We start from the raw sequence: 13,969 nt of genomic DNA, 5'->3' as shown, positions 1-13,969 counted from the left end.
ACAACATGAATTCTTACCGAACCGAGTTGCCCATGACCTCTCACGCCCACCCTTTCGCGCCGCTCACGATTCGCGGCCGCAATCTGTTGCCGATCGTGCAGGGCGGCATGGGCGTCGGCATTTCCGCGCATCGGCTGGCGGGCAGCGTGGCGCGTGAAGGCGCGCTCGGCACCATCGCGAGCATCGACTTGCGTCATCATCACGAGGACTTGCTCGCGATGTGCCGTGAAGACCAGACACGTCCGATGCTCGAACGCGCGAACCTGATCGCGCTCGCACGCGAGATCAAGGCGGCGCGCGCGTTGTCGGAAGGGCGCGGCATGATCGCCGTCAACGTGATGAAGGCCGTGAGCGCGCATGCGGACTACGTGCGCGTCGCGTGCGAGGAGGGCGCCGATGCGATCGTCATGGGCGCGGGCCTTCCGCTCGACTTGCCGGACCTCACGCAGGGCTGCGATATCGCGCTGGTCCCGATTCTTTCCGACAGCCGCGGCGTGACGCTCGTTCTCAAGAAGTGGATGAAGAAAGGCCGTTTGCCCGACGCCATCGTGATCGAGCATCCGGCCCATGCCGGCGGGCATCTCGGCGTCAGCGACGTCGCGGACATGCATGACGAGCGCTTCGGTTTCGAGCGCGTGCTGCGGGAACTCGACGCGTCGTTCGCATCGCTCGGGCTGAAGCGCGAGGACGTGCCGGTGATCGTCGCGGGCGGCATCAACAGTCATGACGCGGTGCGCAAGTGGCTCGCTGCCGGCGCGAACGGCGTGCAGATCGGCACGCCGTTCGCCGTCACCGAAGAGGGCGACGCGCATCCCGAGTTCAAGCGCGTGCTGGTCGAGGCGACGCCGGACGATATCGTCGAATTCGTGAGCGTAACCGGCCTGCCCGCGCGCGCCGTGAAGACGCCGTGGCTCATGCGCTATCTGCGCAACGAGGAACGAATCCGCACGAAGATCGGCGCGCGCAAGCAGACGTGTCCGTCGGCGCTCGAATGCCTGAACGCGTGCGGGCTGCGCGACGGCATCGAGAAGTTCGGTCACTTCTGCATCGATACGCGCCTTGCCGCGGCATTGCGCGGCGATGTCGGCAACGGCCTGTTCTTCCGGGGACGCGAGAAACTGCCGTTCGGCGCGGCGATCCGGAGCGTGCGCGATCTGATCGAACTGCTGTTGACGGGCGCGACGAAAGTTGCGCCGGCGGCATGTTGAATACCGAAGGGCCGCAATCGAAGGAGCATCAACGCGATGTCGAAGCGCTTTCCACTGAACCCGCAACATCCCGAGCGCAATTGCTGGGGCTGCGATCACTATTGCGCGACGGACGCGCTGCGCTGCGGTAACGGTTCGAGCCGCACGCAGCATCCGGCGGAACTGCTCGGCGAAGACTGGTACGAGCACGGCGAGTGGAATCTCGATGTCGCCGAAAACGCCAGCTCGATTCAACCGGGCGCCGCGCGGTCGAAATGAGCGGCGGGAGCATGCGTGCGCCGCCGCCCGCCTATAACGGAATGCGCGCGGTGAAGCGGGTTCCGTCGGTGATGGACGAGCACACTTCGAGCGTCCCGCCATGTGCTTGAACGATCTGTTGGCAGATGTAAAGACCTAAACCCAGTCCTCCGCCCGGTGCGCTGGTCTTGGGCCGCCAGTAAGGTTCGAATACCCTCGGCAGCAACTGCGGTGGAATCGGCTCGCCAGCATTGGATACCGAGAGTACGAGCATCCCCGCTTCGACGATGGCGCGCACGACGACCGGTGCGTCCGGCGAACCGTGCGTCAGCGCGTTCGCGAGCAGATTGGACATGAGCTGCTGAAGACGAGCGATGTCGCATCGAGCCGGCCCGCTCAACGAGATGGAGCAATCCACCACTCTCGACGGATACGCCATGCAAAGTTCGTCGACGACCGCTCGCAGATGCACGCCAAGCTCGCTTTCGTCGTTCAGTGCGACCGCCATTCCGGAGCCCATGCGACCGCGCGCAAAGTCCATCACGTCATCGATGAGCCGCGCCATTCTCGATGCCGTGCGCTTCAAGCGATGTCCGATCGCTGCGATGTCGGGTTCCGCTTCACGACGGCTCAATAGCTCGGCCGTAGCGCTGACGGCCGACAGCGGGTTGCGCAAGTCGTGACCCAGAACCGCAATGAATTGCTCCCGCAACGTGGCGGTTTCCCGTTCCCGAATCAGTTGCGACTCTGTCGACCACTGCCGCTGCTCGCTGTCCAGTTGCATGCCGATAAGATTGGCGAAGACCTCGAACATGCGAACGATCTTCGGGTCTGAAACGGCCGCCGGGCTCGCATCGATCGCACACAGATTGCCGAAATACTCGCCGTCCGGCAGGACGATCGGGACGGAGATATAGCTTCTCAGACCGTAAATCGCCGGCGTATGGTGATCTCGATACTTCTCGTTCTCGCTGAAGTCGTCGATGACGATCGCCAGCCGTGCCGCGCGGGATTCGAAGCAAAGCGTGGTGTGAAGTTGTAGCTGCCCGCCCGGCTTGAGGCCGAATCCGACTTTGTCGAGGACCGCGCAGGCCGTCCAGGTTGCATCGGTCACGCGCGCGACGGCGGCAAAACCCATCCCGGTCTCTTCGCAAATCATCTTGAGCATCGAAGGGACCGCGCCGATACGGGCTACCGCACCGATATCTCGCGCGAGTGCCTCACCGGAATCCACTGCGTTGACTATGTTTTGCATGGTGATGCACACGCGTCCAGGTTGGGGCATCGACAAAATCGAGTCGGAAAGTCCGGGGCCTCGGGCCGACGCCGACGAACGCTCCCGATCTCCGCAACGCGATCAGCGTACTACATCGAATAACGGCATGGTTCCTGCTATCGAAGTTTAAGGGCGAAAATGCCACCGGTAAGGTGCCGATGGAGGGAGACAAGAATGAAGAAAGTAAAAATCGACCTCTTGCGTCCCACTCAGGTGACGCACGGTCTGCGCGAGATACTCGACAAAACGAAAACCTACGAGTCGCTGACGGGTCATGATCTGGATATGGCCATCGCTGAAAAGCCGGTTCCCGTCGTGCTCGGTCCGGGCGGCGCCCTGTTCGCAATCGACCATCACCACGTTGCAACTGCGTTGTGGCGCGCCGGAATAAAGAGCGTTCCGTTCGTTCTGGTCTGTGATTTGTCGTCGCTCACCAGGGCCGATTTCTGGTTGACGATGGAGAATAACCGCTGGGCTTATCCCTACGACGCGCAGGGCCGGCGCGTCGCGTTCGCCGATTTGCGGGACCACGTGTGGGAATTGATCGACGATGATTTTCGGAGTCTGTCGGCGGCAGTGCGCGACGCGGGCGGATATGAAAAGACAACGGTTCCGCTCGAAGAATTCCGCTGGTCGGATTTTCTGCGACGCCATTTGCCCCCGCCGGAAAGCGACGCCGAATACGATGCGCTGATCAAAAAGGGCGTGAAACTCGCCAAGACGAAAGTCGCGCTCGGACTGCCGGGATATCTCGGTCCGGCAGACTGAGTGAGCCTTCTATGGCGACTGCCGAAACCCGGTCACGCTCGCCTTATTGGAGGACCCGATGAACATCCTCATCGCGATATTCGGAGAAGGCAGGGATCTCGATGCCTTCCAGATGGCTGCCAGGACGGTCGTCGTCTTTTTCGCGGCGCTCGTTTTCATTCGTATCTCGGGCCGACGCTCCTTCGGACAACGCTCTCCATTCGATTACGTGGTCGCGATACTTCTCGGCGCCACGTTGAGTCGCGTGATTGTCGGCGCTTCGCCAGCGGTGCCGACCATGCTCGCTTCGTTAGTCATGGTGCTGATACATCGGGCGCTCGCGTGGGCTTGCCTGCGTTCGCCCCGGCTGGAGTCGCTCGTGGTCGGCGTGGAGAGGGAAGTCTATAAGGATGGCCGGTTCAACGAAGACCAGATGTCGGCGGCACTCATCACGAGAACCGATGTATTCGAAACCGCGCGGCAGGAACTTCACACGCTCGATCTCGACGACGTGCATTCGGCCATACTCGAGCGCAACGGGCAGGTTAGTCTCGTCCGCAAGAAGATGAAGCACGACCACTGATCGGGCTGCCTAAGTCGGCGCAAACACCACAGCGCCGGCTTCGTCGATGTATGTAAAGCTTCGAAAAAAACGGTACTTCTGATCGCCGACGGTTATCCAGTTCAAACCCACGTGAGTCGTCGATTCGAGCAGTTCTTCCGCCATCGCCGTCGAGATCGTGCCGTGGGGAGTCAATCTGGCGTCCTCGTCGCCCGGATTACCAATGTAGACCGCGAAAAGCTCCGCACCGCGGCGCATCATGACCACGCATTTGCCCTTTTCCAGAGAGACTTCCAGATACGCGGCCAGCGTTTTCAATGACTCGGGCGTATGGCCGGCCGGGCCGGACGCCAGTTCTGAAGCGGTGTCCATTTCGCTGTCTCCATCGAAAGATGTGGGTCCGGCATCGAAAGCTTACTCCTCCGCAGCCTCGAATCGACAGGCTTATCGCGCGGAGCGTATCGGATTGTTCGTCTGCGTCGGCTTGTCTGTTCAGGCCGCAATACTTTTTCCCGCGCGGAGGCCCGCTTAAAGTGGTCGGCTTCTCCCAGGGTTTCTCATCATGCAAATCGATACACCTGCAACTTCAGCGTCGTTGCATGGAGGTAGCACATCGTTGCGCCAATGGCTATCCGTGGTCGCTGTCGCCGTGAGCGCATTCGCCTTCGTCACGGCCGAGTTCCTGCCGGTCGGACTGTTGAGCCAGATTGCGCACGACCTCGGCGTCAAACCCGGCGTTGCCGGCCTGATGGTCACGACGCCGGGAATCATGGCCGCGATATTCGCACCAGCGTTGATAGCCGGTGCCGGACGTATGGACCGCCGTTTCGTATTCCTGCTGCTGACGGCGGTGCTTTTGGTTTCCAACGTGTTGTGCGCGATTGCGACCAGTTTTCCGGTCCTGCTCGCCGGACGCGCATTGCTCGGCGCTGCGCTGGGCGGATTCTGGACGCTCGCGACGGCCGCCGCACCGCGACTGGTCGAGCCGAAGGACGCCGCGAAGGCCACGGCGACCATTCTGACGGGCGTGACGTGCGCGACGGTCATCGGCGTGCCGCTCGGTACGTTCATCGCATCGTTCGCGTCCTGGCGGGCTTCGTTTGCCGCTACCGCAGGGCTGGTGGCGCTCGCTCTCGTCGCGCAGGCGTTTCTCGTGCCCTCGCTGCCGTCGGCGTCGGCGCTGCGCATCGGCGATTTCAGGACGCTGCTTCGCCGTCCCGAGACCCGGTGGAGTTTGCTGATGGTCGCGCTCGTCTTCGGCGCGCACTTCTCGACATACACGTATATCGCGCCGCTCCTGGAGCAGGACTTCTCCATTAGCGCAATCACGCTGCTGCTGTTCGGATTCGGGCTGGTCGGATTCTTTTCGAACGCGCTGATGTCGATGGCGGTCGCGAACCATCTGAAAAAGTCCGTCGCCGCGATGATCGTGCTTCTGCTCGTCGCGATCGGGTCGATGCTGCTTCTGGACCATTCGATCATCGGCGAGGCAGCCGGGATGCTGCTCTGGGGCGTGGCTTTCGGCGCGCTGCCGTTATGCTTCAGCGTATGGATTCAGCGCGGCACGGCGGACCTGCCTGAGGCGGGCTCGGCGATGTTCGTCAGCATCATTCAGGTCGCGATTGCCGTGGGTTCCGCGCTCGGCGGTTCCATCGTCGATCATGCCGGGGTGCGCGCGGACTTCACGCTGGGATGCGGGCTCGCGGTGCTCGGACTGATGACACTGAGCCGCCTTGCCGCGCTGGAACGGCCGGCTCGCGGATCGGATTTCGTCGGCGAGTGCGAACCGTCGGCGGATTGACACACGGCGTCGGCGCTTTCGGCGTTACGGGCGTCGAGCGCCGCCGCTGCTTCCTTGCGGCCGCGTCATCACCAGAATGCCGAGGCCGGAGACTATCGTTCCGACGAGCATCGGCCAGGAAAGCGGCTCTCCGAACAGTGCCCATGCCCATACGAACGTGACGGAAGGGCTCAAAAACAGCACGCTCGATATACTCGCGCGGGCGACGAACGCCGCAAACATACCCAGTACAGGCCGTAACCGCCGATCGTCGAGATGGCCGCCGTCCAGCCGACGCTGGCAGCGAAACCGATTGTCGCGATCGGCCTCACGCTGCCTTGCGACATTTGCAGACAGGCGAACACGAGACACGACACGACGCAGTGTATCCAGAGCGTAGGCAAGAGGCTCAGCGAGCCTGCGCGAGACGCGCTCCGTTGTTGCCAGATGCTGGCCACGGCGAGCGACATCATGCCCGCGACCGGCAACGCGTACGCCCAAAGAGGAGCGGAGCCCAGCGTCAACGCATCGCGACTGACCATGAGTACACCGGCCATCCCGAGCGCCATGCCGGCCCACGTCCGGCCCGAGACCCGCTCCCTGAGAAAGATGGACGCAATGGCGACCGTACCGACCGGCAGAAGATTCGCGATCAGAGCGGAAAGACCGGCCGATACGCCGAGTTCGATTCCCTTCGCAACGCCCGCGATATAGCCAGTCAACGCGAACAAGCCAATTGCGGCCTGTCGCAGCAATACGGATGCGGGCGCGTTGACGATCTCGCGCGCCACGAACGGAAGCAGGCAGACTGAAAGCACCGCGCAACGCCACAGCACCACGAGAAAGACCGGTGCGTAGTCCGTGGAAAATCGCATCCCGACGAAACCCGAACTCCACGCGATAACCATCAGCGCTTCCAGCGCAGGCAAGGGCACGCGCAGCGCCTCGATGGCGGGCGGACGATCGGCGAAGCACGGTCGGGAAGCTTTTGTCATGCATCCAGCCTAAAGCCCGTGCGACGATTCGAAAATCAAAATATATTGATGAGGTCGTTCAATTTGGCTGAACCACCATGGAATCCATCCTCGATATCGAACTCCTGCGCACCTTTCATGCGGTGGCGCGGCTCGGCAAGTTTCGCTCGGCGGCCGAGCATGTTCACAGAAGCCCGGCTGCGGTCAGCATCCATATCCAGCGTCTCGAAGCCATCGCTGGCGGCAGACTGCTCGAACGGGACAATCAGTCCGTCACGCTGACGGCGCTCGGCAAAAGGCTGCTCGCGGGAACGAGCGAACTGTTGAGCGCGCACGACCGCGTGCTGCAGGAAATCCAGGGAAAAACGCTCGCGGGACGCGTCGTTTTGGGCGTGCCGGACGAGTACGCAACGCACGTCGTCCGGGATATTCTTCCGGGCTTCGCGGCAAGCTGGCCCAATGTGGTGCTGGAAGTGAAAACCGCACCGAGCATCAAGCTTCGGGACTGGGTGATGCGCGGCAAGCTCGACGTGGCGTTACTGGTTCAACCCGTCAAGGCGATTAGACCCGCGGATGTCCTGACCCTGACCACGCCGGTCTGGGTCGGAAGTTCGACCTTCGTTGTGATGGAGGATCGTCCGCTTCCGTTGGCGTTGTACGGCGAGCCTTGCCCCTATCGCGTGGCGATGACAAACGCACTCGAACGTGCCGGGCGTAAATGGCGTGTCGTGCTCGATAGCGCGTCGAGCCAGGTCATCAAGGCTTGCGTCGAGTCGGGGCTTGCGGTCACGCTGCTCGACCGCGCGCGCGTCAGCAACGACATGAGCGTGCTGGACACGCTCCCGCGAATCGGCGACCACGAAGTCGTTCTCATGCGCGACGGCGCCGGTCGTGGAGGCGAAGCGATAGACGTGCTTATCGCCGCCATCAAGGCAAACTTCAGGCTGTAAGGCGCGCTGCTTTCCAGCCCGGTCCGTCACCCGGCAGCGAGCGCCGCGCGTATGCGCTGCGCCAGCGCCTCCAGTTGAGCATCGTCGGCGCGTTCGCGTCCGTGAGCCTTGAGCGGAACGTCGCCCCAGCGCGGAATGATATGAACGTGGATGTGCTCCACCGTCTGGCCCGCCGCCGCGCCGTTGAACTGCGCGATCAACATTCCGTCGGGGTTCAGTGCTTCACGCACCGCCGCTGCTACGCGTTTGACGGTACGCATGCAGGCGGCGAGTCCTTCATCGGAAACGTCGTGGATATTGGCGGCCGGCTCTTTCGGAATCACGAGCACATGCCCTTCGGATTGCGGCATGACGTCCATGAACGCAAGCGTGTGCTCCGTCTCGCATACCTTGATGCACGGCGCGTCGCCCCGCAAAATCCGGGCGAAGATGTTCTCCGGGTCATAGCTCATGGTCGTTTCCCTGTGACGTGATCAACGCATCTCATGATACTTCGTGATGGCGTTCACTCCCGCGTGCCGCATCTATATTGGCGGCATCGCTCTCCAGAATCCGCGGCACCACCTCCTTGATGAACTCGACGAACGTCTTGACCTTCGCATTCAGATACTGCCGCGACGGATAGAGCGCGTGCAGCGTGAGCGCCTGCAATCGATACTCAGGCAGCACACGCACGAGCGCGCCGCTTGCAAGCAACTTGCCCGCCGTCGACATCGGCAGCGCGCCGATGCCCATGCCCTCGCGCAGCGCCACCGCCAGCGCGCCCGCCACATTCACGCCGAAGTTCGTCTTCGCGAGCGCGAAGGTCTCGGTGCCGTTCGGGCCTTCGAAGGTCCAGACGTCGCGCGGAAAGATCGGCGAGACGAGTTGATGGCACGGATGCCGCGACAGTTCCGCGAGCGTGCGCGGCGCGCCATGTTCGCGCAGATACGCCGGCGACGCGCACAGCACGCTATGCACCGTGCCGAGCCGTTGCGCGACGAGGCTCGAATCCGGCAACTCGGCGATGCTCGCCTGCACGGTGAGATCGTAGCCTTCGTCGATGATATCGGGCATGTGCTGCGACAACGTCAGGTCGATCGACACGGCCGGATGACGTTGCCGATACCGCACGATGGCGGGCACGACATACGACTGCCCGAGGCTCGTCGAAGCATGAATGCGCAAGTGCCCGGAAGGGCGCAACTGCGCATCGGCGGCTTCGGCTTCGGCCACATCGACGCACGCGAGAATCTGCTCGCAGCGCTGCAGATAGCGCCTGCCCGCTTCGGTGAGGATCACGCGCCGCGTGCTGCGATGAAGAAGCCGCGTATTCAGACGCGCTTCCAGCGTGGCGATGGCGCGCGAGGTCGCGGCCGTCGATATGTTCATGCGCTGCGCGGCGGCGGTGAAACTGCCTTCTTCGGCGACGCGGGCAAACATCCGCATGCTGCTGAGTGTGTCCACTTTCTTTTGCTCTGAGACGAATCAATCGATTTGCTTCTGCCATGCCGCGATCGCACTCGCGCACAGAGCGACGCCGATGATGTAGTAGAAGCCATCCATCGAACTGAGGAAGTTCGCCTGCTGCGTGACGATCCGGCCGATCTCGACGAGCGCGAGGCTCTTCGCTTCGGATGCGCCATGGCCCATGCGCTCGAACGCGCCGAGCAGGCTCTGATACACGCTCTGAAACGTCGGGTCATACACGTTGACGGTTTCGACGAGCCGCGTCTGATGCAGCGCGACGCGATGCTGTTCGAGAATGATGATCGTCGCCGTCGAGAAGGAATACGTCAGTTGCTTGACGATATTCTTGAAGCGATAGCCGTGACTGTACTCGTCGATCGCGAACACACGGAACGTCAGGTTCGCGACCGGCAGCGCGATGAAGAGCAGCAGCAATCCGCGCAGGATCATCGGCGCGATGAGCCACGGCATGGAGACATCGGGCGGCATGTTGATCATCCATGTGCCGATGAACGCGGCCATCAGAAAGCCGGTCATGATCAGCCACTTCTTGTGCCTGATGCGCGACGAGAAGCGGAAGTAGACGACGGCCATCGCGAGCGAGACCATCGACGTGAAGCCGACGAGCCGCCCCGCGTTTTCGACCGGATAGCCGAGCCCGCCTTCGAGCAGGCGCGATACGAGAAAACTCATCGCGTTATTGATGTAATAGAACGCGATGTACAGCACGATGCCCACCTGAAACGTTTTCTCGCGCAGCGCGTGCAGCCGCAACAGCGGCTTCGGATGATGCCACTGATGCCACACGAACCAGCCGAGCGCCAGCAGTCCTGCGACGGTCAGCACGATCAGCTCGGGCGACGTGCTGAAAAGCTCGAATCGCACTTGCTGCATGACGATCTGCAGCGCGCCCTGCGCGAACGCGAAGATGATGTACGGCCAGAAGTGCGCTTCGCCGCGCTCCTCCGGATGCACCCGGCCCGTCGATGGCACGGCGACGAACGCCAGCACGCCGAGCGCGACGCCCGCGAACGCGGTGCACGAGAACAGCGCGCGCCACCCGAGCGACGCGACCAGATAACCGCCGCACAAGGGCGCGAGCGCGGAGCCGAGCAGGATCATGTTGAGAAAGCGGCGCGTCGCGGCGGGGCGTGTCTGCGGCGTAAAGCGCGTCTGAATGAGGATGCGCGCGGCGCTCATCATCGGGCCGATGAAATAGCCCTGAAAGCCGCGTGCGAACGCCAGCTCGATGGCCGATTCGGATAAGGTCGCCGCCACCGCGCCCGCCGCGAACAGAAACAGGCATCCCGCGATATAGCGCCGGTTCCCGAGCCGCTCGATCCACCATTGCTGCTGGAGGATGCCGAGCACGGACGCCACCGCATACGCGCTCGATGCCCAGACGAGCTCATCGGACGATGCATTGATGCCGCCCGCGATATAGCTCGTGAAGAACGCGAAGACGGAGTTGTCGAAGTAATCGAGGCCGGTTGCGAGCGCGATGGCCCACGGAAACAGATCGCCGAGCACGCGCTCCGCGATCGGCTTCGAATGCCGATATGACGCTTCGGTCATTCGTCGGCGTCCCCGTCGCTCTGCGCCTTGCGCTGCTTGCGCGCGGCCAGGCGTTCGCGCAGCAGCACTTCCTTGCTTTCGCCCGCGATTCTGCGCCGCAAATAATCGAGGTCGCTGGCGAGTTCGCTGCGCACCGCCTGCGCTTCCTTCAGTTCGCGGCGCACGGCCGCGATGCGCGCATCGACCGATTCGATCTGCTGCGACAGCGCCTGTTCGATCTCCCGCAACGACGAAGCCGAATAGCCGCTGCCGCCTTCGCCTTGCGTTTCCATCGGCCGCTTCAGCATCTCGACGATGCCCTGCAACGAGAACCCGAGCGAACGCAGCCGCAGGATGCGCGCGAACAGTTCCAGGTCCTGCTCGCTGTAGAGCCGGTAACGGCCTTCGCTGCGAGAGGGCGTGACGAGGCCGCGCTCTTCGTAGTACTTGAGCGTGCGCGGCGTGACTTGCAGGCGCTCGGCGGCGTCGCGGATGGTGAGGAACGCGGGCTTGGTTTCGGACATGACGGCATCGAAAGTGCGGTGTCGATGCCGCGCATTATAACGCAAACCTGTACGTTCGCGTACAGGTTTGCCGGGCATGCAAGGTGCTGAGGTGCGGAGTGCTGATGAAAGAGGGCGCGATGATAGACTGAAAGCCTCGCGGCGCCGGCCATCGGCGCTGCCCGAACGTGACGAAAGCAGAAACGAATGAAAAAACGATTCTCGATGATCCGCGATTTCCACCTGGCCGACTGGTTCACCCTGGGGAATGCGGTGTGCGGCACGGGCGCGCTGTTCTCGTCGATGTCCTATCTCGACGATTCCGACGTGCTGCATATCTATCTCGCCTGCGCGCTCGTGTTCGCCGCGCTCGTGTTCGACGTGCTCGACGGCCGCATCGCGCGCTGGCGTCAGAAGGCGTCGCTACTCGGCAAGGAACTGGACTCGCTCGCCGACGTGATTTCGTTCGGCGTCGCGCCGGCGATCATCGGCTATGGATTCGGTATGCGCGGGCTGTACGACCGCGTGGTGCTGGCGTACTTCGTCGCGTGCGGCGTGTCTCGTCTCGCGCGCTATAACGTGACGACCGAAGAGATGTCGGGCAGCGGCGGCAAGGTCACGCATTTCGAAGGCACGCCGATTCCCACATCCTTCGTCATCGTGCTGCTGCTGACCGTCGGCGCATGGTCCGGCGCGATCGGCGAAAGCATGTGGCTCGGCACCTGGCGTGTCGGCGGCTTCACGCTGCATCCGCTCGTGCTGATCTACGCGATTTCCGGATCGCTGATGATCAGCCGCATCCGCATTCCCAAGCCATGACTTGCGGCGCGCCGTCCAGCGGCGCCGCATCGAACTTGCGCTTTATCGACGTCGATTATCCCTGCGCATAGGTCCGGGCCGAGTGACGGCGGCCGATCAGGATGAAATGCGCCAGCGCGACGAGCGGAAACACCGTCGCGACGCTCGCGACGAGCGTCCAGCCGCCGCGCTCGTACAGCGGGCTCGCCAGCGCCGAGCCGAACGCGCCACCCACGAAGATGCTCGTCATGTACACCGCGTTCAGCCGGTTGCGGCTCGCGGCGTGCAGCGCGTAGATTTCGCGCTGACCGAGCACCATGTTCATCTGCACGGCGAAATCGAGCACGACGCCCGTCACCACGAGCGCGCCGACGCCCCAAGCCGGATGCATCACGACCGGCAGATACGCGAGCGCCGCGAGAATCAGCGCGATGAACGTCGCGCGCACGGTATGGCCCGCGTCCGCGAGACGCCCGGCGATCGGCGCGGACGTCGCACCCGTCGCGCCGATGAGCGCGAAGATGCCGATAGCCGTCTGCGAGAGTCCGTAATGCCGCGTCAGCTCGACGGGAATGCCGGTCCAGAAGAGGCTGAACGACGCGAACATGAGCCCTTGATACAGCGAGCGATGACGCAGCACCGGCATCGTGCGCACGAGGTGGCCGAGCGAACCGATCAATTCGAAGTACGTCGCCTGATGGCTCGGCTGGCGGCGCGGGATCGTGAGCGCCAGCACGGTCGTGATGCCGATCATCAGCACGGCGGCGATGCCGAACATCGCGCGCCAGCCGAAGTGGCCCGCGACGAGGCTCGATATCGGCCGCGACAGCAGAATGCCGAGCAACAGTCCGCTCATGATGGTGCCGACCACCTTGCCACGCGATTCGTCCGGCGCGAGATGCGCCGCGAGCGGAATCAGGATCTGCACCGCCACCGACGAAAAACCGATCAGGAGCGAGATCACGAGAAACCAGCCCGGCGTGTGCGTGAACGTGGCGGCCGTGAGGCTCGCGATCGACACGAGCGCGGTCGCGATCATGAGCTTGCGGTTTTCGAGCAGATCGCCGAGCGGCACGATGAAAAACAGGCCGAGCGCGTAACCGATCTGCGTGAGCGACACGATCAGGCTCGCCGTGCCGCCCGCCATGTGCAGATCGGGCGCGATGAGTTCGATGATCGGCTGCGCGTAGTACAGGTTCGCGACGATCGCGCCGCAGCAGAACGCGAAAAGCGCGATCAGTCCGCGCGTGAGCTCGACGTGCTTGCCGCTGTCGAGCGCGGTCGATGTTGGAGTCGACATGTGGTTTTCCCGGAGTGGCAGAACGGGACTATAAGGTTTTGGCGCGCAACGCGCTCGACACGCCCGTGCGCGCTGCTTTGTCGGACGAATGCGGGAATGAAAGCGAACGCTTCAAACCTATACGTACATATGATTTCGCGGCCATCGCCGCGTGCGTAAGATGAGTTCCATCCAAGCGGTGGACCAGTCCCATGCCCGCCGAAATTCACGCACGGTCCAGGACAACGCCCTTGCAATCGCCTTCCAGAGTCTCCGTGATCGACGATGACGAATCCGTCCGCGTCGCTTCCTCCAGCCTGTTGCGCTCGCTCGGCTGGGAGGTCAGCCTGTATCCGTCGGCGGAGTCGTTTCTCGACGCCGATCCGCTCGACGGCCTCGCGTGCATCATCACCGATCTCAACATGCCCGGCATGTCCGGCCTGCAACTGCAACAGCGTCTGCGCGAACTGAAACCGGACGTTCCGGTCATGTTCATCACCGCGTTCGCATCGGATGCCGCACGGCGTCAGGCGCTCGACGGCGGCGCGGTGTGTTTTCTCAGCAAGCCCGTCGATGGAACCGCCGTCGCCGATTGCCTGGAACGCATCAGGCAAGGCTTTTGGAAGGATTAGAATTCATTGCGTCATCCGGC

At 63.0% G+C, this 13,969-nt stretch carries 16 protein-coding genes and 1 pseudogene; 9 read left to right on the top strand and 8 right to left on the bottom strand.

Annotated features, from left to right (window positions below):
• The first annotated feature begins 32 nt into the window (after positions 1-32).
• Both QCE73_RS21250 and QCE73_RS21245 read left to right on the top strand, forming a co-directional pair.
• Positions 33-1,208, top strand: coding sequence for a nitronate monooxygenase family protein (locus QCE73_RS21250; RefSeq protein WP_309883443.1), 1,176 nt, complete (start codon positions 33-35; stop codon positions 1,206-1,208).
• Between the two features lie 36 nt (positions 1,209-1,244).
• Complete coding sequence (locus tag QCE73_RS21245; protein ID WP_309883442.1) at positions 1,245-1,466, top strand: DUF3079 domain-containing protein; 222 nt, start codon at positions 1,245-1,247, stop codon at positions 1,464-1,466.
• A 31-nt stretch (positions 1,467-1,497) separates the two neighbouring features.
• On the opposite strand, the gene QCE73_RS21240 is transcribed toward QCE73_RS21245, so the two are convergent.
• Positions 1,498-2,712: a GAF domain-containing sensor histidine kinase gene (locus tag QCE73_RS21240; RefSeq protein ID WP_309883441.1), complete on the bottom strand. Its 1,215-nt coding sequence runs from the start codon at positions 2,710-2,712 to the stop codon at positions 1,498-1,500.
• 183 nt (positions 2,713-2,895) lie between these two features.
• Here QCE73_RS21240 and QCE73_RS21235 point away from each other — a divergent pair, with 183 nt between their 5' ends.
• Positions 2,896-3,489 (top strand): ParB/Srx family N-terminal domain-containing protein, encoded by a 594-nt coding sequence (locus tag QCE73_RS21235; protein ID WP_309883440.1) that lies wholly within the window; start codon positions 2,896-2,898, stop codon positions 3,487-3,489.
• Positions 3,490-3,547: 58 nt separating this feature from the next.
• On the top strand, positions 3,548-4,051 hold the full coding sequence (locus tag QCE73_RS21230; protein ID WP_309883439.1) for a YetF domain-containing protein: 504 nt from the start codon (positions 3,548-3,550) through the stop codon (positions 4,049-4,051).
• Positions 4,052-4,060: 9 nt separating this feature from the next.
• On the opposite strand, the gene QCE73_RS21225 is transcribed toward QCE73_RS21230, so the two are convergent.
• Positions 4,061-4,402 (bottom strand): hypothetical protein, encoded by a 342-nt coding sequence (locus tag QCE73_RS21225; RefSeq protein ID WP_051626863.1) that lies wholly within the window; start codon positions 4,400-4,402, stop codon positions 4,061-4,063.
• 190 nt (positions 4,403-4,592) lie between these two features.
• Here QCE73_RS21225 and QCE73_RS21220 point away from each other — a divergent pair, with 190 nt between their 5' ends.
• The gene (locus tag QCE73_RS21220) at positions 4,593-5,831 is read left to right on the top strand and encodes an MFS transporter (RefSeq protein WP_309883438.1); all 1,239 of its coding nucleotides are present in this window, start codon (positions 4,593-4,595) and stop codon (positions 5,829-5,831) included.
• Positions 5,832-6,001: 170 nt separating this feature from the next.
• Here QCE73_RS21220 and QCE73_RS21215 read toward each other — a convergent pair whose 3' ends face one another.
• Positions 6,002-6,805 (bottom strand): DMT family transporter, encoded by an 804-nt coding sequence (locus tag QCE73_RS21215; protein ID WP_309883437.1) that lies wholly within the window; start codon positions 6,803-6,805, stop codon positions 6,002-6,004.
• Between the two features lie 77 nt (positions 6,806-6,882).
• Here QCE73_RS21215 and QCE73_RS21210 point away from each other — a divergent pair.
• Positions 6,883-7,017: pseudogene (locus QCE73_RS21210) on the top strand (LysR family transcriptional regulator); the annotation flags it as partial.
• 90 nt (positions 7,018-7,107) lie between these two features.
• Entirely contained in the window at positions 7,108-7,734 is a 627-nt protein-coding gene (locus tag QCE73_RS21205; protein ID WP_309884180.1) for a LysR substrate-binding domain-containing protein, read from the top strand.
• Positions 7,735-7,760: 26 nt separating this feature from the next.
• Here QCE73_RS21205 and QCE73_RS21200 read toward each other — a convergent pair whose 3' ends face one another.
• The 4 genes from QCE73_RS21200 to QCE73_RS21185 are packed head-to-tail and all read right to left on the bottom strand — an operon-like array spanning position 7,761 to position 11,261.
• Positions 7,761-8,186 carry an HIT family protein gene (locus QCE73_RS21200; RefSeq protein WP_309883436.1) on the bottom strand — a complete coding sequence of 142 codons (426 nt, stop codon included), beginning with the start codon at positions 8,184-8,186 and terminating at the stop codon, positions 7,761-7,763.
• A gap of 31 nt (positions 8,187-8,217) precedes the next feature.
• Positions 8,218-9,180, bottom strand: coding sequence for a LysR family transcriptional regulator (locus QCE73_RS21195; protein ID WP_309883435.1), 963 nt, complete (start codon positions 9,178-9,180; stop codon positions 8,218-8,220).
• A 21-nt stretch (positions 9,181-9,201) separates the two neighbouring features.
• Entirely contained in the window at positions 9,202-10,758 is a 1,557-nt protein-coding gene (locus tag QCE73_RS21190; protein ID WP_309883434.1) for an MFS transporter, read from the bottom strand.
• On the bottom strand, positions 10,755-11,261 hold the full coding sequence (locus QCE73_RS21185) for a MerR family transcriptional regulator (RefSeq protein ID WP_309883433.1): 507 nt from the start codon (positions 11,259-11,261) through the stop codon (positions 10,755-10,757). The genes QCE73_RS21190 and QCE73_RS21185 overlap by 4 nt, the downstream gene beginning before the upstream one ends.
• Positions 11,262-11,447: 186 nt before the next feature.
• Here QCE73_RS21185 and pssA point away from each other — a divergent pair, with 186 nt between their 5' ends.
• Complete coding sequence (gene pssA, locus QCE73_RS21180) at positions 11,448-12,059, top strand: CDP-diacylglycerol--serine O-phosphatidyltransferase (protein ID WP_238210680.1); 612 nt, start codon at positions 11,448-11,450, stop codon at positions 12,057-12,059.
• A gap of 55 nt (positions 12,060-12,114) precedes the next feature.
• Here the strand turns inward: pssA and QCE73_RS21175 are convergent, their stop codons facing one another.
• Positions 12,115-13,338 carry an MFS transporter gene (locus QCE73_RS21175; RefSeq protein ID WP_309883432.1) on the bottom strand — a complete coding sequence of 408 codons (1,224 nt, stop codon included), beginning with the start codon at positions 13,336-13,338 and terminating at the stop codon, positions 12,115-12,117.
• Between the two features lie 230 nt (positions 13,339-13,568).
• Here QCE73_RS21175 and QCE73_RS21170 point away from each other — a divergent pair, with 230 nt between their 5' ends.
• Positions 13,569-13,949, top strand: coding sequence for a response regulator transcription factor (locus QCE73_RS21170; RefSeq protein WP_035502162.1), 381 nt, complete (start codon positions 13,569-13,571; stop codon positions 13,947-13,949).
• The last annotated feature ends 20 nt before the right edge of the window (positions 13,950-13,969 follow it).

It is taken from the genome of Caballeronia sp. LZ029 (assembly GCF_031451275.1).
GTDB classification, from domain to species: domain Bacteria; phylum Pseudomonadota; class Gammaproteobacteria; order Burkholderiales; family Burkholderiaceae; genus Caballeronia; species Caballeronia jiangsuensis.
The sequence above is the reverse complement of the archived record's forward strand: the minus strand, read 5'-3'. Positions and strand labels throughout refer to the sequence as shown.